At 74.1% G+C, this 26,021-nt stretch carries 22 protein-coding genes and 1 tRNA gene; 11 read left to right on the top strand and 12 right to left on the bottom strand.

The genetic code is table 11. From position 1 onward, the window contains the following. Positions 1–2 precede the first annotated feature (2 nt). Both KG103_RS00165 and KG103_RS00170 read right to left on the bottom strand, forming a co-directional pair. Positions 3–503, bottom strand: coding sequence for an FHA domain-containing protein FhaB/FipA (locus tag KG103_RS00165; protein WP_207340077.1), 501 nt, complete (start codon positions 501–503; stop codon positions 3–5). A gap of 9 nt (positions 504–512) precedes the next feature. Next, the gene (locus KG103_RS00170) at positions 513–1,220 is read right to left on the bottom strand and encodes an FhaA domain-containing protein (protein WP_207340078.1); all 708 of its coding nucleotides are present in this window, start codon (positions 1,218–1,220) and stop codon (positions 513–515) included. Positions 1,221–1,580: 360 nt separating this feature from the next. Between KG103_RS00170 and KG103_RS00175 the strand changes: the two genes are divergently transcribed. The 3 genes from KG103_RS00175 (at position 1,581) to KG103_RS00185 (ending at position 5,021) form a co-directional block, all read left to right on the top strand. Next, positions 1,581–1,663: transfer RNA gene (locus KG103_RS00175), tRNA-Leu, on the top strand. Positions 1,664–2,467: 804 nt separating this feature from the next. Then, positions 2,468–3,586 carry a hypothetical protein gene (locus KG103_RS00180; protein ID WP_207340079.1) on the top strand — a complete coding sequence of 373 codons (1,119 nt, stop codon included), beginning with the start codon at positions 2,468–2,470 and terminating at the stop codon, positions 3,584–3,586. 34 nt (positions 3,587–3,620) lie between these two features. Further along, a complete protein-coding gene (locus KG103_RS00185; RefSeq protein ID WP_207340080.1) occupies positions 3,621–5,021 on the top strand; it encodes a class II 3-deoxy-7-phosphoheptulonate synthase in 1,401 nt (466 codons plus the stop codon). A 363-nt stretch (positions 5,022–5,384) separates the two neighbouring features. Here the strand turns inward: KG103_RS00185 and KG103_RS00190 are convergent, their stop codons facing one another. Then, positions 5,385–6,254 (bottom strand): arginase family protein, encoded by an 870-nt coding sequence (locus KG103_RS00190; RefSeq protein WP_207340081.1) that lies wholly within the window; start codon positions 6,252–6,254, stop codon positions 5,385–5,387. A 145-nt stretch (positions 6,255–6,399) separates the two neighbouring features. Here KG103_RS00190 and KG103_RS00195 point away from each other — a divergent pair, with 145 nt between their 5' ends. Beyond that, positions 6,400–7,866 (top strand): DNA-3-methyladenine glycosylase 2 family protein, encoded by a 1,467-nt coding sequence (locus tag KG103_RS00195; protein ID WP_207340082.1) that lies wholly within the window; start codon positions 6,400–6,402, stop codon positions 7,864–7,866. Positions 7,867–7,928: 62 nt separating this feature from the next. Continuing rightward, positions 7,929–8,780, top strand: coding sequence for an isocitrate lyase/PEP mutase family protein (locus KG103_RS00200; RefSeq protein ID WP_207340083.1), 852 nt, complete (start codon positions 7,929–7,931; stop codon positions 8,778–8,780). A gap of 177 nt (positions 8,781–8,957) precedes the next feature. On the opposite strand, the gene aceB is transcribed toward KG103_RS00200, so the two are convergent. Both aceB and aceA read right to left on the bottom strand, forming a co-directional pair. After that, complete coding sequence (gene aceB, locus KG103_RS00205) at positions 8,958–10,625, bottom strand: malate synthase A (RefSeq protein WP_207340084.1); 1,668 nt, start codon at positions 10,623–10,625, stop codon at positions 8,958–8,960. Positions 10,626–10,710: 85 nt separating this feature from the next. Continuing rightward, positions 10,711–12,066, bottom strand: coding sequence for an isocitrate lyase (gene aceA / locus KG103_RS00210; RefSeq protein ID WP_243656295.1), 1,356 nt, complete (start codon positions 12,064–12,066; stop codon positions 10,711–10,713). A gap of 544 nt (positions 12,067–12,610) precedes the next feature. On the opposite strand from aceA, the gene KG103_RS00215 reads away from it, so the two are divergent. Next, positions 12,611–14,029, top strand: coding sequence for a helix-turn-helix transcriptional regulator (locus KG103_RS00215; RefSeq protein WP_207340297.1), 1,419 nt, complete (start codon positions 12,611–12,613; stop codon positions 14,027–14,029). Here KG103_RS00215 and KG103_RS00220 read toward each other — a convergent pair. From KG103_RS00220 to KG103_RS00230, 3 genes are all read right to left on the bottom strand, one after another. Continuing rightward, positions 14,026–15,852: a phosphoenolpyruvate carboxykinase (GTP) gene (locus tag KG103_RS00220; RefSeq protein WP_207340085.1), complete on the bottom strand. Its 1,827-nt coding sequence runs from the start codon at positions 15,850–15,852 to the stop codon at positions 14,026–14,028. The genes KG103_RS00215 and KG103_RS00220 overlap by 4 nt on opposite strands. Before the next feature lie 319 nt (positions 15,853–16,171). Then, entirely contained in the window at positions 16,172–16,765 is a 594-nt protein-coding gene (locus tag KG103_RS00225) for a hypothetical protein (RefSeq protein WP_207340086.1), read from the bottom strand. A 176-nt stretch (positions 16,766–16,941) separates the two neighbouring features. After that, the gene (locus tag KG103_RS00230; RefSeq protein ID WP_207340087.1) at positions 16,942–17,475 is read right to left on the bottom strand and encodes a GNAT family N-acetyltransferase; all 534 of its coding nucleotides are present in this window, start codon (positions 17,473–17,475) and stop codon (positions 16,942–16,944) included. 183 nt (positions 17,476–17,658) lie between these two features. On the opposite strand from KG103_RS00230, the gene KG103_RS00235 reads away from it, so the two are divergent. Next, the gene (locus tag KG103_RS00235; RefSeq protein ID WP_207340088.1) at positions 17,659–18,219 is read left to right on the top strand and encodes a TM2 domain-containing protein; all 561 of its coding nucleotides are present in this window, start codon (positions 17,659–17,661) and stop codon (positions 18,217–18,219) included. 38 nt (positions 18,220–18,257) lie between these two features. Here KG103_RS00235 and KG103_RS00240 read toward each other — a convergent pair whose 3' ends face one another. Continuing rightward, the gene (locus KG103_RS00240) at positions 18,258–18,842 is read right to left on the bottom strand and encodes a TetR/AcrR family transcriptional regulator (protein ID WP_207340089.1); all 585 of its coding nucleotides are present in this window, start codon (positions 18,840–18,842) and stop codon (positions 18,258–18,260) included. A 71-nt stretch (positions 18,843–18,913) separates the two neighbouring features. Between KG103_RS00240 and KG103_RS00245 the strand changes: the two genes are divergently transcribed. After that, entirely contained in the window at positions 18,914–19,948 is a 1,035-nt protein-coding gene (locus KG103_RS00245) for a hypothetical protein (protein ID WP_207340090.1), read from the top strand. Here KG103_RS00245 and KG103_RS00250 read toward each other — a convergent pair. Next, complete coding sequence (locus KG103_RS00250) at positions 19,935–20,399, bottom strand: hypothetical protein (protein ID WP_207340091.1); 465 nt, start codon at positions 20,397–20,399, stop codon at positions 19,935–19,937. The two genes, KG103_RS00245 and KG103_RS00250, sit on opposite strands and share 14 nt — an antisense overlap. A gap of 345 nt (positions 20,400–20,744) precedes the next feature. Continuing rightward, on the bottom strand, positions 20,745–21,329 hold the full coding sequence (locus KG103_RS00255; RefSeq protein WP_207340092.1) for a VanZ family protein: 585 nt from the start codon (positions 21,327–21,329) through the stop codon (positions 20,745–20,747). A 454-nt stretch (positions 21,330–21,783) separates the two neighbouring features. Between KG103_RS00255 and KG103_RS00260 the strand changes: the two genes are divergently transcribed. Continuing rightward, positions 21,784–23,430, top strand: coding sequence for an ABC-F family ATP-binding cassette domain-containing protein (locus KG103_RS00260; protein ID WP_207340093.1), 1,647 nt, complete (start codon positions 21,784–21,786; stop codon positions 23,428–23,430). 33 nt (positions 23,431–23,463) lie between these two features. Continuing rightward, the gene (locus KG103_RS00265) at positions 23,464–24,636 is read left to right on the top strand and encodes an epoxide hydrolase family protein (RefSeq protein ID WP_207340094.1); all 1,173 of its coding nucleotides are present in this window, start codon (positions 23,464–23,466) and stop codon (positions 24,634–24,636) included. Between the two features lie 40 nt (positions 24,637–24,676). Here the strand turns inward: KG103_RS00265 and KG103_RS00270 are convergent, their stop codons facing one another. After that, complete coding sequence (locus tag KG103_RS00270; protein WP_207340095.1) at positions 24,677–25,297, bottom strand: YigZ family protein; 621 nt, start codon at positions 25,295–25,297, stop codon at positions 24,677–24,679. A gap of 105 nt (positions 25,298–25,402) precedes the next feature. On the opposite strand from KG103_RS00270, the gene KG103_RS00275 reads away from it, so the two are divergent. Continuing rightward, positions 25,403–25,999 carry a hypothetical protein gene (locus KG103_RS00275; protein ID WP_207340096.1) on the top strand — a complete coding sequence of 199 codons (597 nt, stop codon included), beginning with the start codon at positions 25,403–25,405 and terminating at the stop codon, positions 25,997–25,999. Positions 26,000–26,021: the final 22 nt, after the last annotated feature.

The following is a 26,021-nucleotide window of genomic DNA, read 5'->3' on the forward strand; positions in this document are numbered from 1 at the left end:
CGTCACCTCTGCAGCTCGAGCAGGCTCTGCCCGACGCGGATCGGCGTGCCGGTGGGCACGGGCGTGGGCTGCTCGACGCGCGACTCGCCGACGAACGTGCCGTTCGTGGACCCGAGGTCCTCGACGAACCAGCGGTCGCCCTGCGGGAAGATCCGCGCGTGCCGCGACGAGGAGTAGTCGTCGTCGAGGACCAGCGTGCAGCTGGGAGCCCGACCGACCAGCACCGCGGAGGAGCCGAGGGGGAGCGTGGTGCCGCGCAGCGGGCCCTCGGTCACCACGAGCCGGGTGGGGCCGCCGCTGGTGCGCGGGCGTCGCGGCGCGCGCGGCGCCTCGCCGGCGGGGACGGGTGCCTCGGCGGGCGCACCCTTGCCGGGGGCGCGACGTCGGTCGATGATCCGCGTGCCGTACAGGTCCCGGCGCAGCACCGTGATGGCGGACAGGACGAGGAACCACAGCAGCGCGAGGTACCCCAGGCGCAGCAGGGTGATCGTGAGCTCACTCATGCCGCGGCATCACTCGTCCACGTCCGCGTCGCCCCCGGTCCAGAAGAGGATCCGGGTCCGGCCGATGGTCAGCGTGTTGCCGTCCAGCAGCGTCGCCGCGGGCACCTGGTGCCCCTCGACGAACAGTCCGTTGGTGGAGCCCATGTCGCTGGCGACGACCCCGTCCGGGGTGACCCGGATCTCGAGGTGCCGCCGGGACACACCCGGGTCGTCGACGATGATGTCGGCCTCCGAGCCGCGGCCGATGACCGTGACCGGGCCCGTGAGGATGTAGCGCTGACCGTCGATGTCGATCAGCGGGTGCCGCGGGCTGGGTGCCGCGTTGGTCGCCGGTGCCACCGGGCCGCGCACGGTCGCGCTGTGGACCGCGAACCGGCCGGCGTCCTGCTCCGTGTTCTCACTGAACGAGACGGTGACGGGGCCGACGAACGCGTAGTGCTGGCTCGCGGCGTGCTCCGTGACGTTGGCGGCCAGCTCCTCCGCGAGGGCCTCCGCACCCCAGGCCTCGACCTGGTCGTAGTCCGGCGTGGACAGCTCGATGGTGAACTCGTTGGGCACCACGGTGCGGTCACGGCCGACGACGGCGGCGCGGTCGTCGATCTCGCGGCGCAGCGCGTCGGCCAGCTCGATCGGCTTGACCTCGCTGCGGAAGGCCCGGGCGAACGCGTTGTTCACCACGCGCTCCACGCCGTTCTCGAACTTGTCGAGGAACCCCACGTCCACCTCCCTCCCGCCTCGGGCGGGCCGGTCGCCCGTCCCACCTGCCCTCGGTCCGTCCGCGCGGTGCGACGACGATCCGCGTCGATGGTATCCGTGCGGCGGCCTGGACGGGTGCCTGGGAGGGTGAACGGTGTACGCCGTGCGGTGTGGGCGGGTCGGGAGGGCTGACAGTGGACCGGTGGCGGCAGGCGTGCCGGTGCCGCCTCCGGTGGTCGCTGTGGGGGAAGGCCCGAGGGAGGGCGGGGGTTGGCAGAGGCGGCGTGGTTGCACGGGTCGGTGGCCGTGGGACAGGGCCCTCACCGCCCGTCGCGGGCAGTGTTTTTGACGGGGCCCTCGACGTGCTAACTTTGGCGGCGCGCGCGAGTGGCGGAACGGCAGACGCGCTGGCTTCAGGTGCCAGTGTCCGAAAGGGCGTGCGGGTTCAAATCCCGCCTCGCGCACAGACAGTGGGCTCTTGGGACAACCAAGGCCCGGCAGTCCGGACAACTCCCGGCAGGACGAGATCCTGCCGGGAGTTTCTGGTTCCAGGGCCGAGTCGGCGACTTGGTGAGCACGCTAGCGTGCTATTACCTGCTCTTTACGCTGTGGAGCCGGCGTCGAGCGCGGATGGGCGCATGCCGACCAGCCCGGTCACCGTGGTGGTGCCGGGCTGGCTGAGGTTCCGTGGAGTTCGGTGGCGCCTCGTGCGTCAGGCGGCCGTGGGTGGCCTCTGCTTCGCGGAGTAGTAGGCCTCGTGGAACGCGCGCTTCCGTGTGCTCAACGTGCGAGACGTCCCGAGTCGGTTCTGGGGCATTCCGTACAGTCCGGACCCGATGACTCGCCCGTCGCCGGGTGCGACCCGGCGCGAGGGCGCTAGGCGAGGGGGCCACGAGATGACGATGACCACGGACGCGAGCGCGAGTTCTTCGCGCCTGCCGAGCAGGAGCGGGTCATGTCCGTCGCGCGCAAGACGATGGCTCTTCTCGAGGCGCTGATGACGGTCGCCGGCGCCCGCGAGGGTGCTGTCCGCCAGTGGGCCGACGACGTCCAGCGGTCGCGGCAGATCTCGCAGAGCCTGGGTGGTGCCCAGTCGCAGGACTGGTATCCGGCCAGGGACGGCACCCAGGCCGCGTTCGGATACGACGCGATCCTCAGCGCCCGCCGTCACTCATCCCTCGTCCTCGCCTCCGCGTGTGTCCCCGCGTGCCTTCGCATGCCGGCATCGCCGCCCGAACCCTCCCGTGCCAGTCCGTCAGGAGCGCGCCATGCCCACAATGTCCGGCCACCTTCCCGCTCCCGCGACCGGGGCCCGCCCGGTGTCGCCCGGCGGGCACGTCACCTCGGCAACCATGCTCGGCCACACCGTGCTGCTCGACCACGCCGTTCCCGAGGTCGACGCGCTCCTGCGTGCCGAGCTCGGGGCCTACTTCGGCATCGACGCACAGCTGCCCGAGCCCCTCGTGCCGCTCGCGAGAGTTTCCGTCGAGGTGTCCGCCGAGGCCGGTGACCGGTGGCGTACCTCGCGCGGTGACGCGGGCCGCCCGATCCTTCTCCACTCCGGCAGCCACGCGTACGACGTCCGTCGCGGTGTTCGCCACGAGCACGACGGCGTGGTCGTCGTGGAGTCGGTCGACACCGGCTCGTGCGTGGTGTCCGACGTGGCCGCACGCACAGTCCACGTCGTCAACGGCGACCCGGCAGCCGCTGCCAGCGACGTGCGCCGTGTGGTGCGCGACCTGCTCTTCCTGCCGTGGCTCGAGGCGCACGGCGGCGTCGTGGTACACGCTGCGGCGGTCGTCGGAGCCGACGGCAGCGGGACGCTCGTCGTGGGCGATCGCGGCGCAGGCAAGACCTCGGTGTTCATGGCGGCTGCGCTGGACGGCGCCCGCGAGGCGCTCTCCTGTGAGCGCATCGTTCTGCTGCCCACACCCGACGGTCTGCGGATGCTGGCGTGTCCGGAGAAGATCAGCACGTTCCCGGGCACGCTGCGCGCCTTCCCGCAGACCGAGCACCTTGCAGGACCGCGCTCTGCCGACACCGAGTGGTCCCGGCCGGGCAAGCGGCGCATCGCCTGGCAGGACATGTTCGCCTGCCTCGGCTTCACCCCGGCCCAGCGTCCCGTGTACCTCGACCGCGTGGTCTTTCCCACCTGGGAGCCCGCAGGGAGGCCGGCGCGCCGGCTGGACCGCACGCAGACCTGGTTCCGGCTACTGGACCAGACCGTCACGGGGCGCAGCGTCGAACGCCCCGACTGGCTCGGTTGGTTTGCGCCCGCGCACACCGACGAGACCCTCTGGGCCGCCTCGGCCGCTCCGGCGTGGGCGGCGACATGGTCCGACCTCGACTCGGCCGCCGCGCTCACCCGCGGCGCACTGGACGACTGAGCACACACCTCCACTGCGAGAGAGAACGAGACCGATGACGAACACCGCCGAAGTGACCGACACCAACACTGACGCCGGCGCCCCCTGGACGAGCGACGCGTGGCGCACGCGACCGGTCGCGCAGGCTGTCGACTGGCCGGACGAAGCGCAGGCACAGCGGGCGCTCGAGCAGCTCCGCAAGCTTCCGCCGCTGATCTTCGCGGGCGAGGCACGTGCGCTGCAGAGCCAGTTGGCCGACGTCACCCGCGGCGCGGCGTTCGTCCTTCTCGCGGGCGACTGCGCCGAGTCGTTCGACGAGGTGTCGGCCGACCGCATCCGCGACCAGCTCAAGATCATCCTGCAGATGTCCCTGGTCCTCACTCACGGCGCCGGGCTCCCGGTGGTGAAGATCGGCCGGATGGCGGGGCAGCTAGCCAAGCCGCGCTCGGCGCCCACCGAGATCGTCAACGGGGTCGAGCTCCAATCGCTCCGCGGTCACCTCCTCAACGCCGAGAACGAGGACCCGGACTCGCGCCGCCTCGATCCCCGCCGGCTGGTCCAGGGCTACCACCACTCGGCGATCGTGCTGAACCTCGTGCGCGCGTTCACCAGCGGCGGATTCGCCGACCTGCGGGAGGTGCACCGCTGGAACCAGAGCTTCATCGCCGAAAGCCCTTCGGGTCAGCGGTACGAGATGCTGGCCGCCGAGATCGACCGCGCCGTCGAGTTCCTCCACGCGTGCGGCGTGCGCGACGACAACGACGAGCTCTCGCGCACGGCGTTCTACACCGCACACGAGGCGCTCGTCCTGGACTACGAGTCGGGTCTGACGCGACGCGAGGCCGCAACGGGCGAGTGGTACGACTGCTCGGCACACCTGCTGTGGATCGGCGAGCGCACGCGAGCGCTCGACGGCGCGCACATGGACTTCGTCAGGGGTATCCGTAACCCGATCGGCGTGAAGATCAGCGACGACTGCAGCCCTGAAGAGCTGCTGCAGATCTGCACCATGCTCAACCCCGAGCGCATCCCCGGTCGGCTGACGCTGATGATCCGCATGGGTGCTCGCGTGATCGACCGAGCACTGCCCGCGCTGGTCCAGGCCGTCGTCGACGCGGGGCACCCCGTCGCGTGGGTCAGCGACCCGATGCACGGCAACACGCGCACGACCGCGAGCGGCGTGAAGACGAGGTCGTTCGAGGACGTCAGCTCCGAATTCCTGTCGTTCGTGCGGATCGTGTCCGAAGCGGGTGCGTGGCCCGGCGGCATCCACCTCGAGCTGACCCCCGACGACGTCACGGAATGCACGGGCGGAAGCTGGCTGCTCGACGAGGACGAGCTAGGGCGCAACTACACAAGCCTCTGCGACCCGCGCCTGAACGGGCGCCAGGGGCTCGATCTGGCATTTCTCGCGGCCGAGGCGCTGCGCGACGCCCGGACGCGTTTGGCGCGCTGATGCGACGCTCGTCGGAGTAGGACGGACGGTCCGCAGCGCTCGACCAGCTGTCCCAGCGAGTTGTCCCAAGACCCCACAGTGAGGTGGTTCCGGAAGGAACCGCTCGAGCAGTACCGAAGCTCCCGGTCAGGGTTCTCTGACCGGGAGCTTCGTGGTTTCCGGGGGTGCATGGGGCTGCTCTGGGGTGCTCGCGACGCGGCCCGGCGGTGGCCGGGCGAACAGGTGTGGACTCTCAGGCGGTCACCCGCGGCACGGGCGCGACGCCGGCCTCTGGTCGAGGGGTACGCCGGTCGAGCGGTTCGGGCGACGGTTCTTCTCCGAGCTCGACCTGCCAGGGGTCGGGCTGGAGGTGGTCGTCCGGGCTCACAGGGCCGGAGCCGGCGTGCCCAGGAGCTCCAGCAGGCCCAGGGCTGCGTCACGCATGCGGTGGTCGACGTCGTGGGTCGGGTCCCACGAGGCGACGGTCGCCGACGCGAGCGGGAGTCGCGTGACGGCGTCGAGCACCGTGGCGCGCACCTCGTCGGGCGTGAGGCCACCCGGCGCGGCGTAGGAGTTCGCCGGTGGGAGGGACGTGTCGTGCACGTCGAGGTCGACGTGCACGTGCACCGCGTCCGCGTGCGCGACCACCCGGTCGAGCACGCTCCCCGCCCGCCCCGCCCGGACGTCGGCCACGGTCAACCACGTCGGTCCGGGGCCGTCAAGGAGCCGGCGCTCGGCCTCGTCGAGCTGGTGGCCGCCGACGAGCACCGTGCGGTCGTCGGGCGACGGCGCGTACCCGGGCACGCTCGCGGCGAGTCCTTGCCAGCACCGGCCCGTGGTCATCGCCAGGCTCATGCCGTCGAAGAACCCGCTCGCCGACGTCGCGGGCGTCTGCAGGTCGCCGTGGGCGTCGAGCCACAGGACCGCCACGCGCCGCTCGGGCGCGAGGGCACGCAGGCCGGCGACGACCCCGAGCGTCACCCCGCAGTTGCCTGCGAGCACCACCGGCAGGTGGCCGGCGTGGGCGGCGACGTCCTGCGCGACGAGCCGCATCACCTCGGTGCCCGCGGCGGCCTCGACGATCGGACCGGGGCCGGCCGCGAGCTGGACGCGCCCGTGGTCGACGACGGCACCGTGGTGGGCCAGCCGCTGCGCAGCACCTGCGGCGACGAGGGCGGGCGGGCCGGCACCGTGGCGCACGTCCCGGCAGCCCGAGTCGTAGGGGACCTCCAGCAGGCGGATCCGGGCGGGCACGGCGTCCACTATGCCCGTGGGCACGCGGCGCTGGCCACTGGTTCAACGAGACAGGAGGTGGTGACGCCTGTCGGCATCGGTCGCCGCCAGGGTGATGTCGCATTCTCGCCAGACGCACGTCGCCGACGGGCACAAGACTGGCGATGTGCACCAGGACACCGAGCGCTGCATCCGCGCCGTGCAGTCGAGGGACAGCCGGTTCGACGGCTGGTTCTTCACCGCCGTCCTGAGCACGGGCATCTACTGCCGGCCGAGCTGCCCGGTGCCACCTCCCAAGGTCGTGAACATGCGGTTCATGCCGACCTCGGCCGCGGCCCAGCAGGCCGGGTTCCGGGCGTGCAAACGGTGCCGCCCGGACGCCAGCCCCGGCTCGCCGGAGTGGAACCAGCGGGCCGACCTGACGGCGCGGGCCATGCGGCTCATCGCCGACGGCGTGGTCGACCGGTCGGGGGTCTCCGGGCTCGCCTCGCGACTCGGGTACAGCGTGCGACAGGTCGAACGGCACCTGCGCGAGGAGCTGGGGACGGGCCCTCTCGCCCTCGCTCGCGCGCAGCGGGCGCAGACGGCGCGCCTCCTGCTGGAGGGCACAGGGCTGCCGATGGCTGACGTGGCGTTCGCCGCCGGCTTCTCCAGCGTCCGGTCGTTCAACGACACCGTGCGCGAGGTCTTCGCGCTGGCCCCCACCGAGCTGCGCCGTCGCGGCGCGGGCAGCGAGCTCGCCGCACCCGGGGTGCTGACCGTGCGGTTGCCCTTCCGTGAGCCGCTGTGCCCGGACAACCTCTTCGGCCACCTCGTCGAGACGGCGGTGCCCGGTGTGGAGGAGTGGCGTGACGGCGCGTTCCGTTGCTCCTTGCGGCTCGGGACCGGGCACGCGATCGCCTCCCTGCGTCCGATGCCGCAGCACGTCGTCTGCGAGCTCGTCCTCAGCGACCTGCGCCACCTGTCGACGGCGATCGCGCGCTGCCGCCGCCTGCTCGACCTCGACGCCGACCCCGTGGCCGTCGACGACGCCCTGCGTGCCGACCCGGTCCTGCAGCCCCTCGTCGACGCGGCACCCGGCCGCCGCGTGCCGCGCACGACCGACCCGGAGGGCTTCGCCGTGCGGGCCGTGCTGGGCCAGCAGGTCTCGACGGCCGCCGCGCGCACCCACGCGGCCCGGTTGGTCGTCGCGCACGGAACCCCGATCGACGATCCCCACGGCGGCCTGACCCACCTGTTCCCGGAGCCGTCGAGCCTTGCTTCGCTCGACCCGGCCCGTCTGGCGTTCCCGACGTCCCGACGCCACGCCGTCCTGCGGCTCGTCGAGGCGCTCGCCGACGGCAGCGTCGACCTCGGAGCGGGCGGCGACTGGCAGGAGGCGCGCGCCCGCCTGGCGGCGCTGCCGGGGATCGGGCCCTGGACTGTGGAGATGATCGCGATGCGGGCGCTCGGCGACCCCGACGCGTTCGTGCCGTCCGACCTCGGGGTGCGCGCAGCGGCGCAGCGGCTGGGCCTTCCCTCGACCCCTGGCGCCCTCACGCGGCGCGGCGCCCCGTGGCGACCGTGGCGGGCGTACGCGGTCCAGTACCTGTGGGCCGTCGGTGACCACCCCGTCAACCAGATGCCCTCGTGAGCCGGCACCCGATCGCGGCCAGGAGACCCGATGAAACGCTCACGGACACCGAGGAGAACGCCATGACCACCACGACCGACCGTGCACCGGCATCGGCCGCCGAGCGTGCACAGCGATTCCGGGACCTGCACGACCGGCTCCTCGTCCTGCCCAACGCCTGGGACGCCTGCAGCGCGGCGATCGTCGTAGCCGCCGGCGCCGCCGCGGTGGCGACGACGAGCGGAGGTGTCGCCTGGTCGCTGGGACGCGGCGACGGCGAGCTGCTCACCCGGGAGGAGACGGCCGAGGTCGTGCGCCGCATCGCGCAGGCGGTCGACGTGCCGGTGACCGCCGACGTCGAGGGTGGCTACGGGCCCGCACCCGAGGACGTCGCACGCACGGTCGGGCTCGTGGTGTCCGCCGGTGCCGTCGGGGTGAACGTCGAGGACCTCGACCCCGGGGCGGGGTCGCTCCACCCGGTGGACGCGCAGGTCGCACGGATCGCGGCCGCGCGCGAGGCCGCTGCCGCCGCCGGGCTCCCGGGGATCGTCGTCAACGCCCGCACCGACGTCCACCTGCGCGGCGTCGGCGCGGCGGACACACGGCTCGACGAGACCGTCGAACGGGCGCGTCGGTACGTCGCGGCCGGCGCCGACTGCGTCTTCGTCCCGGGCCTGCTCGACCTGCCCGAGCTGGAGACGCTCGCACGGGCCGTCCCCGCGCCGATCAACGCCATGGCGGTGCCGGGCGGCCCCTCCGTCGCTGCACTCGCCGCGGCGGGTGTCCGCCGGGTCAGCGTCGGCACGGCCCTGGCCGAAGCCGCCTACACGACGGCGCGCGCGGCTGCCACGGCGTTCCTGCAGGACGGCGAGCTCCCGGTCGCGGGGGACGCGCTGGACTACGGCGCGCTCCAGGCGCTGAGCGCGCGCGGCTGACGAGAGGTCCTTCGTGCCGTACCGGCACGTCGACGACCGTCCGGCGCGGCCGGGCGGTCAGGCGTCCAGGGGCAGGGGCAAGGCGAAGGCCCCGGTGGTGAAGCGGCTCCACCGCGTCACCACCGGAGGCCCTCGCGCCCGGGCTGCCCGACCGAACGCCCGGATCGGCCGCCCTCGTCAGCCCCGCGTCACCAGGTGCCGGGTGTAGGCGGGGATGGTGAGGAAGGTCGGGAAGTCGTCCGCGAGGGCGACCTCGCCGAACAGCGCGGCGGCGTCGTCGAAGCGGTCGCCCTCGCGGCGCTCGACGTCGGTGAGGACGTCCGCGAGCACCTCACGGACGGTCGGGGCGTCGATCACCGTGCCCTCGGCGGTCGTCGTGCCCTGGTGCACCCACTGCCACACCTGCGACCGGGAGATCTCCGCCGTCGCGGCGTCCTCCATGAGGTCGTCGATGGCCACGGCGCCGAGCCCTCGCAGCCACGCCTCGAGGTACCGCACGGCGACCGACACGTTCTGCCGGAGCCCTGCGTCGGTGACGGCGCCGGGCTGCGCCCCGCCCGCGGACGGGATGTCGAGCAGGTCGGCCGCGGTGACCTGCACGTCCTCGCGCAGGCGGTGCCGCTGGTCGGTGCGGTCGCCGAAGGCGGTGTCGAAGACCTCGCGCGCCACGGGCACCAGGTCGGGGTGGGCGACCCACGTGCCGTCGTAGCCCTGGCCGGCCTCACGCTCCTTGTCGGCCCGGACCTGCTCCAGGGCGCGTGCCGTCACCTCGGGCTCGCGGCGGTTCGGGATGAACGCGCTCATGCCGCCGATGGCCTGCGCACCGCGGCGGTGGCACGTCGCGACGAGCAGCTCGGTGTACGCCTTCATGAACGGGACCGTCATCGTCACGCGGCCGCGGTCCGGCAGGACGAACCGCGGCCCGCGGGCACGGAAGCTCTTGATGATGCTGAAGATGTAGTCCCAGCGTCCGGCGTTCAGGCCCGCGCAGTGGTCGCGCAGCTCGTAGAGGATCTCCTCCATCTCGAACGCGGCCGTGATCGTCTCGATGAGCACCGTCGCGCGGATCGTCCCGTGCCGCAGGCCCAGGTACGTCTCGGTGAAGCGGAAGACGTCGTCCCACAGCCGCGCCTCGAGGTGGCCCTCGATCTTCGGCAGGTACAGGTACGGGCCGCGGCCCGCGTCGATCAGCGCCTGCGCGTTGTGGAACAGGTAGAGCCCGGCGTCGAACAGCGACGCGGAGGCCGCGCACGACTGGCCCGCACGGTCGGTGAGCTGCACGTGCTTCTCGGTGAGGTGCCAGCCGCGGGGGCGGAAGACGATGGTCGGCGTCGTCACACCGACCCGGTACTCCTTGCCCTCGGGCGTCGTGAAGTCGACCTGCCCGCGGATCGCGTCGTACAGGTTCACCTGGCCCGAGATCGCGTTCGTCCACGTGGGGCTCATGGCGTCCTCGTGGTCGGCGAGCCACACCTTCGCCCCGGAGTTCAGCGCGTTGACGGTCATCTTGCGGTCGGTCGGGCCCGTGATCTCGACGCGCCGGTCCGTCAGGCCCGGCCCCGGTCCGGCGACGCGCCACGTCCGGTCGGCGCGGATGTGCGCCGTCAGCGGCAGGAAGCCGGGGTCCGCGCCGTTGGCGAACCGCTCGCGGCGCCGCTGCCGGGCGAGCAGCAGCTCGTGCCGCCCACCCGAGAAGCGCTCGTGCAGGGCGGTGAGGAAGTCCATCGCCTCGGGCGACAGCACCAGGTCGGTGCCCTCGACCGGGGGCCCGGTCACGGTCAGCCGGGGGTGCGCGAACGGCGAGGTCAGGCTCGCCGCCCGGGGCGACGTGTCGGTGAGGGTCATGACGTTCTCCTGGTTCGTGATCAGCGTGAGGGGACCTCTGCGGGAGGGCCGAGCGGCGTGCCGCGAGAGGGTCGGGCCGGGCGGGTCAGTGGCGGAACTGGGCCGTCTCGGTGGAGCCGGCCAGCGCGAGGGTGGCGCTGTCGGGGCTGATCGCGGTGGCGACCTGGTCGAAGTAGCCCGTGCCGACCTCCCGCTGGTGGCGGGTCGCGGTGTAGCCGTCGGCCTCGGCGGCGAGCTCGGCCGTCTGCAGGTCGACGTAGGCGCTCATGCCGCGCTCGGCGTAGCCGCGGGCGAGCGTGAACATCGACTCGTTGAGGGCGTGGAAGCCGGCGAGGGTGATGAACTGGAACGCGTACCCGTGGGCCGCCAGCTCGCGCTGGAACCGGGCGATCTGCGCGTCGTCGAGGTGCGCGCGCCAGTTGAACGACGGCGAGCAGTTGTAGGCGAGGAGCTTGCCGGGGAACGCCTCGTGGATCCGCTCGGCGAACTCGACGGCCAGCGCGACGTCCGGCGTCGCCGTCTCGACCCAGATGAGGTCGGCGTGCGGTGCGTACGCCTGCGCCCGTGCGACCACCGCGTCGAGGCCCGGGCGGACCCGGAAGTACCCCTCGGCGGTGCGCTCGCCCGTGAGGAACTCCTGGTCGCGCTCGTCGACGTCCGACGTCAGCAGGTCCGCACCGAGGGAGTCGGTGCGGGCGACGACGACCGTCGGGGCGCCGGCCACGTCGGCCGCGAGCCGTGCCGCGGACAGCGTGCGCACGTGCTGCGACGTCGGGACCAGGACCTTGCCGCCCAGGTGGCCGCACTTCTTCTCCGCGGCGAGCTGGTCCTCCCAGTGCACGCCCGCGGCACCGGCGGCGATCATCGCGTGCATCAGCTCGTACGCGTTGAGCGGGCCACCGAACCCGGCCTCGGCGTCGGCGACGATCGGCGCGAGCCAGTCACGCGTCGGCGTGCCGTTCTCGGCGACGTCGATCTGGTCCGCCCGCAGCAGCGCGTTGTTGATGCGCCGCACGACGGCCGGCACGGAGTTGGCCGGGTAGAGCGACTGGTCGGGGTACGTCTGGCCCGACAGGTTCGCGTCGGCGGCGACCTGCCAGCCGGACAGGTAGATCGCCTCGAGCCCCGCGCGGACCTGCTGGACGGCCTGGTTGCCCGTCAGCGCGCCGAGCGCCGGCACGTGCGTGCGGGTGTGCAGCAGCTCCCACAGCCGCTCGGCGCCGCGCCGGGCCAGCGTGGGGTCCTCGCGGACCGAGCCGCGCAGCCGCACGACGTCGGCACCGGTGTGCCGGCGCTCGATGCCGGCCCAGCGCGGGTCGGTGCGCCACTCGTGCTCGAGCTCCTCGGCGGTGCGGGTCTGCGCGCCGGGGCGGACGTCGACCGCACCCGCGACGGCGGCGGGGGCCTGCAGGTCGTCCAGCGGGGTGGTGGGAGCGGTCATCGTCGTGCCTCTCGCGTCGTGCGTGGCCCCGGAGGGCGTCCGGGGGGAGCCGGTCGGCGTCCCACGACCAACGTGCCCGCTCGGCGAGGGCCGTGGGGCGGTCGCGGCTGCGGAAGATCGGGGACTCTTCCGCGGCGCGCAACAGGCCGGGTCGTCGCACCGCTCGAACGAGCCGATGTGAAGAGTGACGGTTCTTCACAGGGAATCGACCGGTTCGCCGCGGAAGATCGACGCATCCGTGCACGTCAGCCGATCAACGACGGAAGGATCTCGATGCTTCTCCTGGACGGGACCGTTCCCACGGTGTGACGCTGACACGGTGACGACGACGGCACCCCGGCCCCCGGACCCCCGACGCGCGATCGACCCTGCGGCCGGTCGCGTCGCGGCCTCGAGGGCCGCGTCGGCCTCCCGCGCGCCCGGGGGAGGGGTGGGACGCCCGAGGCCTGCCGAGCCCGGTACGTCTCGCGGCAGGACTGCGGACGCCGGTACCGACCCGGTCTCCCGCGGGTCCGGGGACGGGGGCGGCGCGACCGTCGACACCCTGGTCCTGGGCCGCCTCGTGCGTCACCTGCGCACCGCGCGTGGCATGACGCTCGACGACCTCGGGCGCGCGATCGGGCGGGCGCCGTCGCAGGTGTCGATGCTGGAGAACGGGCACCGCGAGCCCAAGCTGTCGCTGCTGGCGCAGGTGGCCGAGGCGCTCGGCGTCCCGCTGCGGGACCTGCTCAGCCCCGAGCCCCCCACGCGCCGTGCCGCGCTCGAGGTGCAGCTGGAGCGGGCGCAGCGTGGCCCGCTGTTCGCCAGCCTCGGCATGCCGACGGTGAAGGTGGGTCGCTCGCTGCCGTCCGACGCGCTCGAGGCGCTCGTCGCGCTGCAGGACCAGGTGCAGCGGCTGCTGACGGAGAACGCGGCCACGCCCGAGGAGGCGCGGCGCGCGAACGCCGAGCTGCGGTCCCGGATGCGCGCGCAGGACAACTACTTCCCCGCGCTCGAGGAGCACGCGCGGACCCTGCTGGACGCCGTCGGGCACCACGGTGGCCCGCTGTCGCAGCGCGCGACGGCGGAGATCGCGGCGCACCTCGGCTTCACGCTGCACTACGTCGCCGACCTGCCGCACTCGACGCGCACGGTCACGGACCTCGCGCACGGGCGCATCTACCTGCCGCAGACCGGTGCCGCGCACAACGACTCACGCTCGCCGCTGCTGCAGGCCGTCGCGTCGCACGTGCTGGGGCACTCTGAGCCCGTCGACTACGCGGACTTCCTGCGCCAGCGGGTGGAGGCGAACTACCTGGCCGCGGCGCTGATGATCCCCGAGGCGTCGGCCGTGGCGTTCCTCGGCGACGCCAAGGCCGAGCGGCGGCTGTCGGTGGAGGACCTGCGCGACACCTACGCCGTGCCGTACGAGACGGCGGCCCACCGCTTCACCAACCTCGCCACGCGGCACCTGCAGATCCCGGTGCACTTCATGAAGGTCCACGAGGGCGGCACGCTGCACAAGGCGTACGAGAACGACGGCGTCGTGTTCCCGTCGGACCCCCTGGGGGCGATCGAGGGGCAGCCCGTGTGCCGGCAGTGGACGGCGCGCGTGGTGTTCACGCTCGACGACCGGTTCAGCCCGTACTACCAGTACACGGACACGTCGTCGGGCACGTTCTGGTGCACGTCGCGCGTGCAGGGGTCATCCCAGGGTGCCTTCTCCGTGAGCGTCGGGACGCCCTTCGCGCACGTCCGCTGGTTCCGGGGGCGCGAGACGACGGAGCGCTCGGCGTCGCGCTGCCCGGACGCGTCGTGCTGCCGGGAGGCGCCGCGCGCACTCGCGAGCCGCTGGGAGGACCAGGCGTTCCCGAGCGCCCGGCCGCACGCGTCGCTGCTGGCCGCGCTGCCGGTGGGCGTGTTCCCCGGCGTGGACCAGACCGAGGTCTACGAGTTCCTCGAGCGGCACGCGCCTCGGTCCTAGGCCCGCCAGAGGCGCTGCTCGACATCGGTCAGCGCGTCCCGCACCGCGGCCGGCACACGCTCGCCCACCTCGTCGAACCAGGCGGCGGTCCGCGCCACCTCCTGCCGCCAGGCGTCCGTCGGCACGTCCAGCAGCGCCGCGAGCTCGCCGTCGCCGACGTCCGTCCCGGTGACGTCGAGCGCCCCCGGAGCGGGCACCAGGCCGACGGGCGTGTCGACCGCGGCCGACGACCCGTCGAGCCGTCCCAGCGCCCACGCCAGCACGCGGACGTTGTCCCCGAACCCCGGCCACAGGTACCGCCCGTCGGCGTCGGTGCGGAACCAGTTGACGCAGAACACCGCCGGCGCGCCGACCCCCAGCCGCTCGCCGACGCGCAGCCAGTGCGCCCAGTGGTCGGCCACGTGGTACCCGCAGAACGGCAGCATGGCGAACGGGTCGCGCCGCAGCTCCCCGACCGTCCCCTCGGCGGCCGCGGTCTGCTCGGAGGACACGGTCGCGCCCAGCAGCACGCCGTGCGCCCAGTCGCGCGCCTGCACCACCAGGGGCACGGTCGACGGACGACGACCGCCGAACAGGATCGCGTCGACGGGCACGCCCTCGGGGTCGTCCCAGTCGGGGGCGATCGTCGGGCAGCGGTCCGCGCGCACCGTGAACCGGGAGTTGGGGTGGGCGGCGGGGCGGTCCGCGTCGGGCGTCCAGTCCTGGCCCCGCCAGTCGACGAGGTGGGCCGGCGGCTCGTCCGTCAGGCCCTCCCACCACACGTCGCCGTCGTCGGTCAGCGCGACGTTCGTGAAGATCGTGTCGCTCGCGACCATCTCGACCGCGGCGGGGTTGGTGCGCGGCCCCGTGCCGGGGGCGACGCCGAAGAACCCGGCCTCGGGGTTGATGGCCCGCAGCCGCCCGTCGGGACCCGGCCGCATCCACGCGATGTCGTCACCGATCGTCTGCGCCGTCCAGCCGGGCAGCGTCGGGCTGAGCATCGCCAGGTTCGTCTTGCCGCACGCCGACGGGAAGGCCGCGGCGACGTGGAACGCGCGGCCCTGCGGGGACGTCAGCCGTAGCAGCAGCATGTGCTCCGCGAGCCAGCCCCCGTCGCGCCCCATGACGGACGCGATCCGCAGGGCGAAGCACTTCTTGCCCAGCAGCGCGTTGCCGCCGTACCCCGAGCCGTACGACCAGATCTCGCGGGTCTCGGGGAAGTGCACGACGTACTTGGTCGGGTTGCACGGCCACGTCACGTCGTCGGCGTCGCCCGGTGCGAGGGGCGCGCCGACGCTGTGGACGGCCGGGACGAACGCGCCGTCGGACCCGAGGTGCTCGAGCACGGCGGTCCCCACGCGGGTCATCAGGTGCATGCTCACCACGACGTACGGGGAGTCGGTCAGCTCGACGCCGTACTCGGCGAGCGGTGAGCCGACCGCACCCATCGCGAACGGCACGACGTACATCGTGCGGCCGCGCATCGAGCCGGCGAACACGTCACGCAGCTCGGTGCGCATCGCCGCGGGGTCGCGCCAGTTGTTCGTCGGACCGGCGTCGGCCTCGTGCTGCGAGCAGATGAAGGTGCGGCTCTCGACGCGCGCCACGTCGTCCGGCGCGGAGCGCGCGAGGAAGCTGCGGGGACGACGCTGCGGGTCCAGCCGCACGAAGGTGCCCTGCGCGACGAGCAGCTCGCACAGCCGCGCGTACTCCTCGGGTGAGCCGTCGCACCAGACGACCTCGTCGGGCTGCGTCAGCTCCGCCGTCGCCGCGACCCAGGCGCGCAGGTCCGCGTGGGTCGTCGGGGCGCCGGTCGCCGTGGCCGGGGTGTCGAGCGTCGTCATCGTCCGTCCCTCCCGTGCGGCACGGCGTCACCGCCGTGGCGCGTGGTCCGTGCACCTGCGGCACCGCACCGGAGCCGCATCTCCACCGTGGACCTGCACGAGCGCCGCGGCGAGCCGCGCGCGGGAGAAGTTCGGGGGATCTTCCTGGTGACGGAAGAGGTTGCAGCGGTCGCGCCCAGGCCGCGTGGAGCCGGTCCTGACGGCAGGCGTGCGGACCTGCTCGAGACGGAAAGGGACACGACGCGCGCGCGGACCCTGGTGGGCGACCCGGCTCCTGCCCGACCGTGCCGTGGTCACCGCGTCACACGGCGACCACCGCTCATCCCTGCAGGCGGCGACGGAGCTCGTCGTAGGTCGCCCGCAGGCGTGTGTCGTACCCACCGTCCTCGTCGAGGTCCTCGTCGTCCTCGAGGTAGGGGTCGCGGTCCTCGGCGGCGGCCAGCTGCGCCAGCGCCGCCCGCTCCTCCGCCTCGGGGTCGAAGTGGAGCGCCTCGATGAGGATGTCCGTGAGGTCCAGGGTCTGGGTGCCGTCCTGCGCGACCCGCACCGGGCAGACGGCACCGCGCACGTGGTGGTCGAACTCGTCGAGCAGCGGGGTCTGGCCGGGCCGGACCGTCAGCGTGACGGTCGGCGGCGGCTCCGTCAGCACCGCCAGCTCGGCGGCCGAGAGCGCGCGGATCTCCTCGAGCTCGGCGACGTCGACCGCGCTGCGCGGGAACAGCTGCCCGACCGTGAGGTCGGGGCGTGTGATCGCCAGGGTCGAGAGGCGGGACGCGGCCCGGGCCAGCCGGTCCGCGTGCTGGGCGAGCGCGCCGATCGTGAACTCGTCGGGCACGGTGCCGACGTGCAGCGTCCACGCGGAGATGGCTTCGTCGATCGTCGCGATGATGTCCCGGGCCCTGTACTCGTCCACGTCGTCCTCCGTCGGATCGTCCACGTCCTGCCAGCAGCGGCACCCGACGGCCCGTTCAGGACCGCGGTCATCCGTACGGCGCAGGCACGCGGACGGCACGGCCGACCCGCCTCACCGCACCTCGCCCGTTCGGGCGACGACGGCTGCCGGCAGACGGCACGGGGCCAGGACGAGAGTCAGCGATCCGCGGCCGGGTCGAGCGCCTGGAACATGGCGTGGTCCTGCCAGCGGCCCGCGATCCTCAGGTACTGCGGCGCGGTGCCGTAGCGGACGAAGCCGTTGCGGGCGAGCACCCGCTGCGACGCGACGTTGTGCAGGAGCGTCTCGGCCTGCACGCGGTGCAGGCCGAGGTCGCGGAACGCGACGTCGAGCAGCTCCCCGACCGCCGCCGTCGCCAGGCCCCGGCCGTTGTGCGCCGAGGCCACCCAGTAGCTCAGGGCGCACGACTGCAGGGCTCCCCGGACCACGCCGGTCAGGGCGATCCGCCCGACCACGGACCCCTCGTCGACGATCACGTGCACCCGGCCGAGACCGTCGCGCTGCATCGCCAGGGCGTCGCGGACCGCCTCCCGCTGCCCGTCGAGAGAGAAGAAGGACTCGTCACGGATCGGGTCCCACGGCGCGAGGAACGCCCTGTCGACGCGCAGCAGGTCCACGAGCGCCGGCGCGTCGTCGAGCTCGATCGGGCGGGTCACGACGGTCGCGGGCACGTCGCCATGATGGCGGACGTGCCCGCGGCGTGGCGGCCCGCGAGCGTCCCCGCGCCCGACCTGACGGTCCTGCGGCGCGCGGGACCGTCGGCGTGCGGGTGGAGCACCGGGCCGTCCGTTCCCCGCCGGCGCGGACGCGGGTAGCGTGGGGTGATCCGCTGCGCCGACCCGGGGGGAGCGCTCGTGACCGACCTCGACCTGGACCTCGACGAGGACCTCGAGCGTCCCGTCGTGACGCGCCGCCCCGCGGGGCCGCCGCCCCCGCTGTTCCAGCCGCTGTCCGCCACCGTGCGCTACCCGCCGGGGCCGGTGCCGGACGTCGAGGACGACGTGCCGCAGCCCGCCGCGACGCCGCGTCGCTGGGGCGCGCTCGTGCGGCAGCTGTTCGCACCGCGGACGTCCGTCGCCGCACGCCCGGTGACGGACGCGGGGCCGGCGCTGCGCACGCGGGCGTTCGTCCTGCGCGGGCGGGTCATGCTGCCCGTGGGTCCGTGGCCGCGCTCGCGGGTGGTCGCCGGGCTGCTCGGCGTCCTGCTCGGCGCGACGGGTCTGCACGCGGTCTACCTGGGCCACCGGCGCCGCGGCCTGCTCATGCTGGCGACCGCGGTGGTCGGTGGGGTGCTCACGCTCGGTCTGGCCACCCTCGCGATGGGTGTGTGGGGATTCACCGAAGGGCTGCTCGTGCTGTGCGCCCGGCGCGGCCGGTTCGCGCACGACGCCTGGGGTCGGCCGCTGCGCGGCTGAGGCACGGGCCGCTGCGGTGGCCGGAACGCGCCGCCGCGTCAGCCTGGCGTCGCGGCGAGCAGGTCGAGATGCCGGCGCAGCACGGCCCGGCACCGTTCGCCCGTGACGGCGTCGGGCCGGACCGCCGCGTGCACCGCGAGACCGTCGACCACCGCGTGCAGCCGGTCCGCCTCCAGGTCCACGTCCACCCGCCCTGCGGCGATCTCCTCGACCCAGTGCCGGCACCCGGCGCGGACCAGGTCGTGGTTCTGCTCGGCGCACGCGCGCAGCGACGGGTCGACCAGTGCGCGGGCGGTGAACGCCGTCCAGACCTCGTTCTCGGCGCGGCGCTCGTCGTCGAGGGGGAGCAGCTCGAGCAGGTGCCGCTCGGCCGCGTCGAGCGGATCACCGGACGCGTCCTGCGCCGCGACGCGGGCGGTGACCCGCTCGACGACCTGCGCCATGGCGAACACGAGCAGCTCGCCCTGCGTGGCGAACATGTGGCGCAGCGACCCGGCCGACAGTCCGGCCTCGGCGGCGACGTTGCGCACCGACGCGTTCTCCAGCCCGTCGCGGCGGATCACCCGCCAGGTCGCGTCGGCGATCTCGCGGCGTCGGGCGTCGGCGTCCAGGAGTCGGGGCACCTCGTCGTTATAGCACAGTCGTGCTAATCTCTCGGGAACTAGCACGGTCGTACTACATCAGGGGGCCCGCGATGGCCACGACGACCACCCCACGCACCTCGCCCGGCCCGTGGGCCACCGTCCGGTGGCTCGCCCGGCACCGCAGCGTGCAGGTGACTGCGGCGCTGTGGCTCGCGGGCAACGCCGTCGTGCTGCTGCTGGCGGGACGGACCCTGCCGTTCGACTGGCCCGCGCTGCCGGGCTCGGCCGTCGACCAGCTCGTCGGTGCCGACGTCGCGATGCTGAGCGTCCTGGCCCTCATGGCCCTGACGTGCCTGCTGACCCGGCGGCGGGTGCGGCCCGACGTCGCCGCCCGCGCGCCGGACGTCGCGACGGCGCGCCGCGAGACCGTCCTGCTCCTGGCCTGGGCGGCGCTCGGCCTGCTCGGCGGGTTCGTGCTGGGCCCGCTCCTGGGGTGGCACCCGATCGGCCTGCACCTCGCCGGGTCCGTGGTCGGGACGCACGACCACGTGGCCCCCGCCGAGGCGGCCACGTGGGCCGTCTACAACCTCGTCGTCTACGCGATCGTGCCGCTCGCCGTCTTCCGCCGCCGGTACTCGGCCGCGCAGCTGAACCTCGTCTCCACCGACCGCCGCGGTGACGTGCGGCTGATCCTCGTCGTCCTCGTCGCGGAGTCCGCGATCCAGGTCGCGACCCTCGCCACGGTGGTCGGCCGGCTGTCGACGCACCAGTACCTCGTCGGCGTCCCGGTGACCTTCCTGCTCTACCTCGCCGGCACCGGCCTGCCGATCATGGTGCTGGTCCACGCGCTGCTGGTGCCGCGGCTGCTCCGGCTCACCGGCTCGACGCCCGCCACGGTGGTGCTCGGCGGCGTCCTCTACACGGCGCTGCACGCCTGGGACGCCTGGACGGTCCTCACGACGCCCACCGACGCGGTGCTGTCGGTCGTCTTCCTGTGCTTCGTCTACCTCGCCCCCGGGATGATGAAGACCCTGCTCACCGTCCGGACGGGGAACGCGTGGGTGCACCTGTGGGCGTACCACGCGCTCGCGCCGCACACCCTGATCGACAGCCCGCACGTGGTCGAGATCTTCAGGATCCGTTGACCGGGTGCCCGCCCGCGTCCCTGATCGGCGGGATCTCGGACTCGTCCCTGATCCGGGCGTGGGTGAGGTCGAAGCCCCGCAGGAGCGCCAGTGCGCGCTCGCTCACGCACAGGTACACCCTGCGCACGAGCGTGAAGTCGTCGGTGGGCGTGCCGACGGGCACCAGACGGTGCCACGTCGGCATGTCCAGCCCGTCGGGATGCAGCTGGTCGAACACGTCGGAGGTGCTGACGCGTACGGGTGCGAGCTCCCACCCGGTCAGTGCGGACGTCGACAGCGCCTGCGCGAGCCGGCCGCTCACGAGCCAGTACCCCGACGTCTGGACGATGTCGTCACCTCCCCAGTCGTCGAACTCGTAGGCGAGCTCACCGAGCAGCTGGGGGTCACGGGTGATGTCGTAGTCGACTCCGGGACCGAGGTCGCCCTCGACAGCGGGGTGCAGCCAGTACATCGTCAGCGCTCCCTCGGTCGGAACCGGTGGCCGAGCCGGTCCAGGCAGCCGACCAGCCCGGCACGGTCGGACAGCCGCAGGCGCCGCAGCGTCTCCTCGACCAGCAGGAACGCGGTCCTTGAGGCCAGGCCGCACCGTAGTGGTACCCGACCCGCTCCCGCGCACGCCGTCCACAGCCACCCGGCCCGTGGCACAGGCACGAGGTCCGACGCCCACGGTCCCGGCTGGATGTGGGGGTGGGTCGTCCCCGGGATCGTCATCACGGGGCTCGTCGACGCGTGGCTGGTGGTGGACCTGACAGGGCGCGCCGGCCGCGCCGCTGCGACGACCCTGGTGCTCAGCCGCTCACGACGGCTCCGCGACGACCCCGCCTGGAGCGCGCACCCGGCCGTCCCGGCCCCGCCGCAGCCGAGGCGCGAGCAGGTGCACCCCGACGACGGCCGCGACGGCGCCGCCCAGGGTGTTGAGCAGGACGTCGTCGACGGTGGAGTAGCGGCCCAGGCCGAGCACGTACTGGGCGGCCTCGACGGCGGCGGACGTCGCGGCGACGACGGCGGTGGTGCGCGGGACCGTGGCGAGGCGGGACGACACCACCGGCAGCAGCAGGCCGAGCCAGGACAGCAGGGCGAGGTTCCCGGCCACCTGCGCCCACGTCGTCGAGCTCACCCCCGCGGCCAGGGCCGAGCGCAGGGGCACCAGGTCGACGGCGCGGCCCTCGCCCGTGCCCAACGGGGTCAGGGTCGCGAACCCGGTGGCGACCGCGAGGACCACGAACACGGCGCGCGGCGCCACCCGTAGCAGGAACGACGACCACGTCCCCCCGCTGCGCACGTCGCGCACACCCAGGACGACGACGCCGAGGACGGCGAACGCCATCAGCACGTCGAGCACGACGAACCGGCCCGCGAAGGCCTCCAGGTAGTAGCGCACGGCGCGAGTCTGTCGTTCCAGGACGTCGGCCGTGACGACGGTGGCAGGACGTCCACACGATCTCCTCGTCGCCCCCCGTGGCTGATCGCAGGACCGTCCGGGTGTCGTGACCCCGTGGTGCTTGCGGACGGACCCCGCGGGGAACGCGGCCGGTGCGGTCGTCGCGGAGGTCGGCTACTCCTGCACCAAGGCGGGCGCCGGCGCCTCGGGCGCGTCAGCCGACAGGGTTGCCGTCCAGTCGCGCACCTCGACGAAGGAGGTCGGAGTCCCGGCCGGCGCGGTGACGTCCTCCGCCTACGACTCCCTCGGGGTTTCACGCCCGCCCAGCCGGGTGCGGGACGACGGCCCGGTCCTCGCGGGCCGAGCCGTCGTCGCCCCTCCGAACGCGGCGCACCGGGCGGCCGCGGCGGAAATCACGGTCCGGCCCTGCCGAGGCCAGGGCATCATGAGGCCCATGAGTGCGACCCTCCAGGCCAAGGGTGTGGCCGCGGCGTTCGGTGACCGCGAGCTGTTCTCGGACCTCGACCTCGTCGTCGCGCCCGGTGACGTCGTGGGGCTCGTCGGCCCCAACGGCGCCGGCAAGACGACCCTCCTGCGCATCCTCGCCGGTCAGCGCGCCCCCGAGGCGGGCTCGATCGCGCTGTCGCCGCCGACGGCGCAGGTGGGGTACCTCGTGCAGGAGGTCGAGCGGCACCCCGACGAGACGGTCCGCGGCTTCCTCGAGCGGCGCACGGGCGTCGCCGACGCGCAGCAGGCGATGGACGCGGCGTCCGACGCGCTCGCGGCCGACGCCCCCGACGCGGCCGACGAGTTCACGCACGCGCTGGAGCGCTGGATGGCGCTCGGCGGCGCCGACCTCGACGCCCGGCTCGGCGTCGTCGCCGACGACCTCGGGCTCGCGGTCGACCTGGACCTGCCGATGACGGCGCTGTCCGGCGGGCAGGCCGCGCGCGTGGGCCTGGCGGCGCTGCTGCTGTCCCGCTTCGACCTGTACCTGCTCGACGAGCCGACCAACGACCTGGACGCTGACGGCCTGGACCGGCTCGAGGAGTTCGTCGCGCGTGCCCAGGCGCCGATCGTCGTCGTCAGCCACGACCGGGAGTTCCTGGCGCGGACCGTCACGACGGTCGTCGAGATCGACCGCAGCCTGCAGCGCGTCGCCACCTACGGCGGCTCGTACGACGCGTACCTGGAGGAGCGCTCGACGGCCCGCCGCCAGGCGCGCGAGGCGTACGAGGACTACGCCGGCCGCCGCGACGCGCTCGCGGGCCGGGCGCGGATGCAGCGCGCGTGGATGGAGAAGGGCGTGCGCAACGCGCGGCGCAAGGCCAGCGACAACGACAAGTTCGTCAAGCACCACCGTGGGGAGACGTCGGAGAAGCAGGCGTCCAAGGCACGCCAGACCGACCGCATGATCGAGCGGCTGGAGACGGTCGAGGAGCCGCGCAAGGAGTGGCAGCTGCGCATGAGCATCGCGACCGCGCCGCGGTCCGGGGCGGTCGTGGCCACCACGCGCGCGGCCGTGGTCCGGCGCGGCGACTTCGTCCTCGGGCCCGTCGACCTGCAGCTCGACTGGCAGGACCGCGTGGCGGTCACCGGCCCGAACGGGTCCGGCAAGTCCACGCTGCTGGCGCTGCTGCTGGGACGCGTCAGCCCCGACGAGGGATCCGCGGCGCTCGGCCCCGGCGTGCTCGTCGGTGAGGTCGACCAGGCGCGCGCCGCGTTCGAGGGCGACGAGCCGGTGGGGGAGGCGTTCGCCCGGCAGGTGCCGGACTGGACGACCGCCGACGTCCGGACGCTGCTGGCCAAGTTCGGTCTCGCCGGGCACCAGGTCGGGCGCCCGGCGGCGTCGCTCTCCCCCGGGGAGCGCACGCGCGCCGCGCTGGCGCTGCTGCAGGCCCGCGGCGTCAACCTCCTGGTCCTCGACGAGCCGACGAACCACCTGGACCTGCCGGCGATCGAGCAGCTCGAGCAGGCGATGGAGTCGTTCGACGGCACGATCCTGCTGGTCACGCACGACCGGCGGATGCTCGACACCGTGCGGCTCACGCGCCGGTGGCACGTCGAGGACGGTCAGGTGGCCGAGGTGCAGCCGGACTGACCGGGTGTCGGTGGTCCGCGCGACGATCGCGAGATGGGTGACGAGGACACCGCCGGTCCGGGTCGCGCCGGTCTCGCGGGGACGGTCGTCGAGCCGCTCGACGTGCGTGTGCCGCAACGCGTCCTCGACGACCTGCGCGACCGGCTGCGGCGCACCCGGTGGTCGGAGCAGGTGCTCGGCTCGGGCTGGGAGCGCGGTGTCCCCCTCGACGCGCTGCGACCGCTGGTCCAGCGGTGGGCGGACGCGTACGACTGGCGCGCCACCGAGGACCGGGTGCGGGCGGCGGGGGAGTGGACGACGGTCGTCGACGGGCAGCGCCTGCACCTGCTGCACGTGCGGTCCGCCGAACCCGGTGCGCTGCCGCTCCTCCTCACGCACGGATGGCCCGGAGGTGTCGTCGACCTGCTGCCGGTCCTCGGGCCGCTCACCGACCCGGCGCGGCACGGCGGCGACCCCGCCGACGCGTTCCACGTCGTCGCGCCCTCGGTGCCCGGTGCGGGCCGGTCGACGCCGCTGACACCCGGGTGGGACCACCAGCGGGTCGCGCGCGCCTGGGTCGAGCTCATGACCCGGCTCGGGTACGACAGGTTCGGCGCGGCCGGGGGCGACACCGGGTCGGTGGTCTCACCGCTCGTGGGGGCGCTCGCGCCGGACCGCGTCGTCGGCGTGCACCTGCACGGCAACCTCGACGTCCCTGACCCGGTCGGTCCGCTCGGTGCGGCGGAGGCGGAGCGCCTCGCGTGGGCACGGCGTCGGGCCGCGGCGGACGGCGGGTACGCGGCGCTGCAGGCCACGCGGCCGCACACCCTGGGGCACGCGCTCTCGGACTCCCCGGTCGGGCAGCTCGCGTGGATCCTCGACAAGGTCCACGACTGGTCCGACCCGGCGCGCCCGCCGTTCGGCGACGTCGACCCGGGCGACGTGCTCGACCTCGCGACGTGGACGTGGGTGACCGGGACGTCGGCGACGGCGGCGAACCTCTACCTCGAGAACCGCCGAGCGGGCGCTCACCCGCCGGTGCGCAGCGCGGTGCCGACCGGTGTCGCGCTCTTCCCCACCGACCCGATGCTGCGGTCGGTCGCCGAGCGCCGGCACACCCTCGTCCACTGGACGGAGCACCCCCGTGGCAGCCACTTCGCGACGCTCGACGCGCCGGACCTGCTCGTCACCGACCTGCGGGCGTTCTACCGGTCGGTGCGGGACTGAGCCGCCCGTTCCCCGCCGTCCGGTGGCCGGTGGCCTGCTGTCAGCGCCGGTCGACCCACCGCTCGCCGACACGCTCGGGCACGACCCGGCCCGAGGTGAGCGCCGCGAGGGCGGCCACCAGCGCCTGCGGGTCCTCGACGCCCAGCAGCAGCCGGACGTCCTGCGCGTACGTGGCCTCGAGCACCTCGACACCCCGGGCACGCAGCTCGCCCTCGACACGCCCTGCCTCGGTGTGGTCGAGACGCACCGCCCACTCCTGGAGCAGCCGGCGCTCGAGCGTGCCGACCTCGGCCAGCCCCGCGGACACCGCGTCGCCGTACGCCCGCACCAGCCCGCCCGCGCCCAGCAGGATCCCGCCGAACCACCGCGTGACGACCACCGCGACGTCGCTCACCCGGTGCCCGCGCAGCACCTCGAGCATCGGGGCGCCCGCGGTCCCGGCCGGCTCACCGTCGTCGGACGACCGCTGCAGCATCGCGTCCGGGCCGATGACGAACGCCGAGCAGTGGTGGCGCGCGTCCCAGTGGGTCTTGCGCATCTCCTCGACCAGCGCGCGTGCGTCGCTCTCCTGCTCGACCCGGCGCAGCGTGCACAGGAACCGGGAGCGCTTGATCTCGAGGGTCGCCTCGCCGTCGCGGGCGATCGTCAGGTAGGAGGGCATGGCACCACCCACGATGCCATGCGGGCGAGCACCCGCCGCGGGACGGACCGCGGGTCGTCCGCGCGATCGACGCGGGTGCGGCTCGCCGCTGGCTAGCGTGACGGCATGGACGACAGCACACCTGGGACGACCGACCGGAACCGTGCCCGCGACGCCCTCGTGGCGGGGCTGACCACGACCGCCTACTACGCGGTGCCGGACGTCGTGAGCTCCCGCGCGGCGCGCTTCTGGCTGAAGACGGCCCTGCTGGGCCTGGGCATGACCACGATGGAGGCCATGCCCACCACGCGGGCGGGCTGGGAGGAGAAGCGCACGTCCTGGCGAGAGGCTCTCGCCGGCGTCTCGTCGCGGGACGGCGCGGGCGACGTGCTCGACGCCCACCCCCGCTCCGACGCCGACCCCGACGCCGCGGTGAGCGACCCGTCCGACGCCGGGACCGCCGGCACCGACGTGCTGCCCGGCCACGAGGACGGCCTGACCGGCCGTCCCAGCGTGTCCCAGCGCGCCGCCGCGGTGGGCGTCGCGGCGGTGCTCGTGGTCGTCGCGACGGCCGGCACCGTCGCGTTCGAGCGCTGGGTCTACCGCCGGGGTCAGGCGCGCGCGGCGGCGGGCGTGCGGTTCGCCCACACCCGCACCGGGGTCGTCATGGGTGTGCTGGCCGCGGCGGGCGCGCTCGTCCCGGAGCCGTCCGAGCGCCGCTGAGGCCGCTCGCCACGCCGGTGGG

The organism is Cellulomonas wangleii, from assembly GCF_018388445.1.
Lineage (GTDB): Bacteria > Actinomycetota > Actinomycetes > Actinomycetales > Cellulomonadaceae > Cellulomonas > Cellulomonas wangleii.

What these genes read in the sequence shown, in the direction of transcription:
- KG103_RS00185 (WP_207340080.1), top strand. Translation starts at nt 3,621, where the DNA reads ATGACGAACACCGCCGAAGTGACCGACACCAACACTGACGCCGGCGCC.
- KG103_RS00245 (WP_207340090.1), top strand. Translation starts at nt 18,914, where the DNA reads ATGGCCACGACGACCACCCCACGCACCTCGCCCGGCCCGTGGGCCACC.
- KG103_RS00180 (WP_207340079.1), top strand. Translation starts at nt 2,468, where the DNA reads ATGCCCACAATGTCCGGCCACCTTCCCGCTCCCGCGACCGGGGCCCGC.
- KG103_RS00250 (WP_207340091.1), bottom strand. Translation starts at nt 20,399, where the DNA reads ATGTACTGGCTGCACCCCGCTGTCGAGGGCGACCTCGGTCCCGGAGTC.
- KG103_RS00165 (WP_207340077.1), bottom strand. Translation starts at nt 503, where the DNA reads ATGAGTGAGCTCACGATCACCCTGCTGCGCCTGGGGTACCTCGCGCTG.
- KG103_RS00265 (WP_207340094.1), top strand. Translation starts at nt 23,464, where the DNA reads ATGGGTGACGAGGACACCGCCGGTCCGGGTCGCGCCGGTCTCGCGGGG.
- KG103_RS00220 (WP_207340085.1), bottom strand. Translation starts at nt 15,852, where the DNA reads ATGACGACGCTCGACACCCCGGCCACGGCGACCGGCGCCCCGACGACC.
- KG103_RS00260 (WP_207340093.1), top strand. Translation starts at nt 21,784, where the DNA reads ATGAGTGCGACCCTCCAGGCCAAGGGTGTGGCCGCGGCGTTCGGTGAC.
- KG103_RS00275 (WP_207340096.1), top strand. Translation starts at nt 25,403, where the DNA reads ATGGACGACAGCACACCTGGGACGACCGACCGGAACCGTGCCCGCGAC.
- KG103_RS00270 (WP_207340095.1), bottom strand. Translation starts at nt 25,297, where the DNA reads ATGCCCTCCTACCTGACGATCGCCCGCGACGGCGAGGCGACCCTCGAG.
- aceB (WP_207340084.1), bottom strand. Translation starts at nt 10,625, where the DNA reads ATGACCCTCACCGACACGTCGCCCCGGGCGGCGAGCCTGACCTCGCCG.
- KG103_RS00200 (WP_207340083.1), top strand. Translation starts at nt 7,929, where the DNA reads ATGACCACCACGACCGACCGTGCACCGGCATCGGCCGCCGAGCGTGCA.
- aceA (WP_243656295.1), bottom strand. Translation starts at nt 12,066, where the DNA reads ATGACCGCTCCCACCACCCCGCTGGACGACCTGCAGGCCCCCGCCGCC.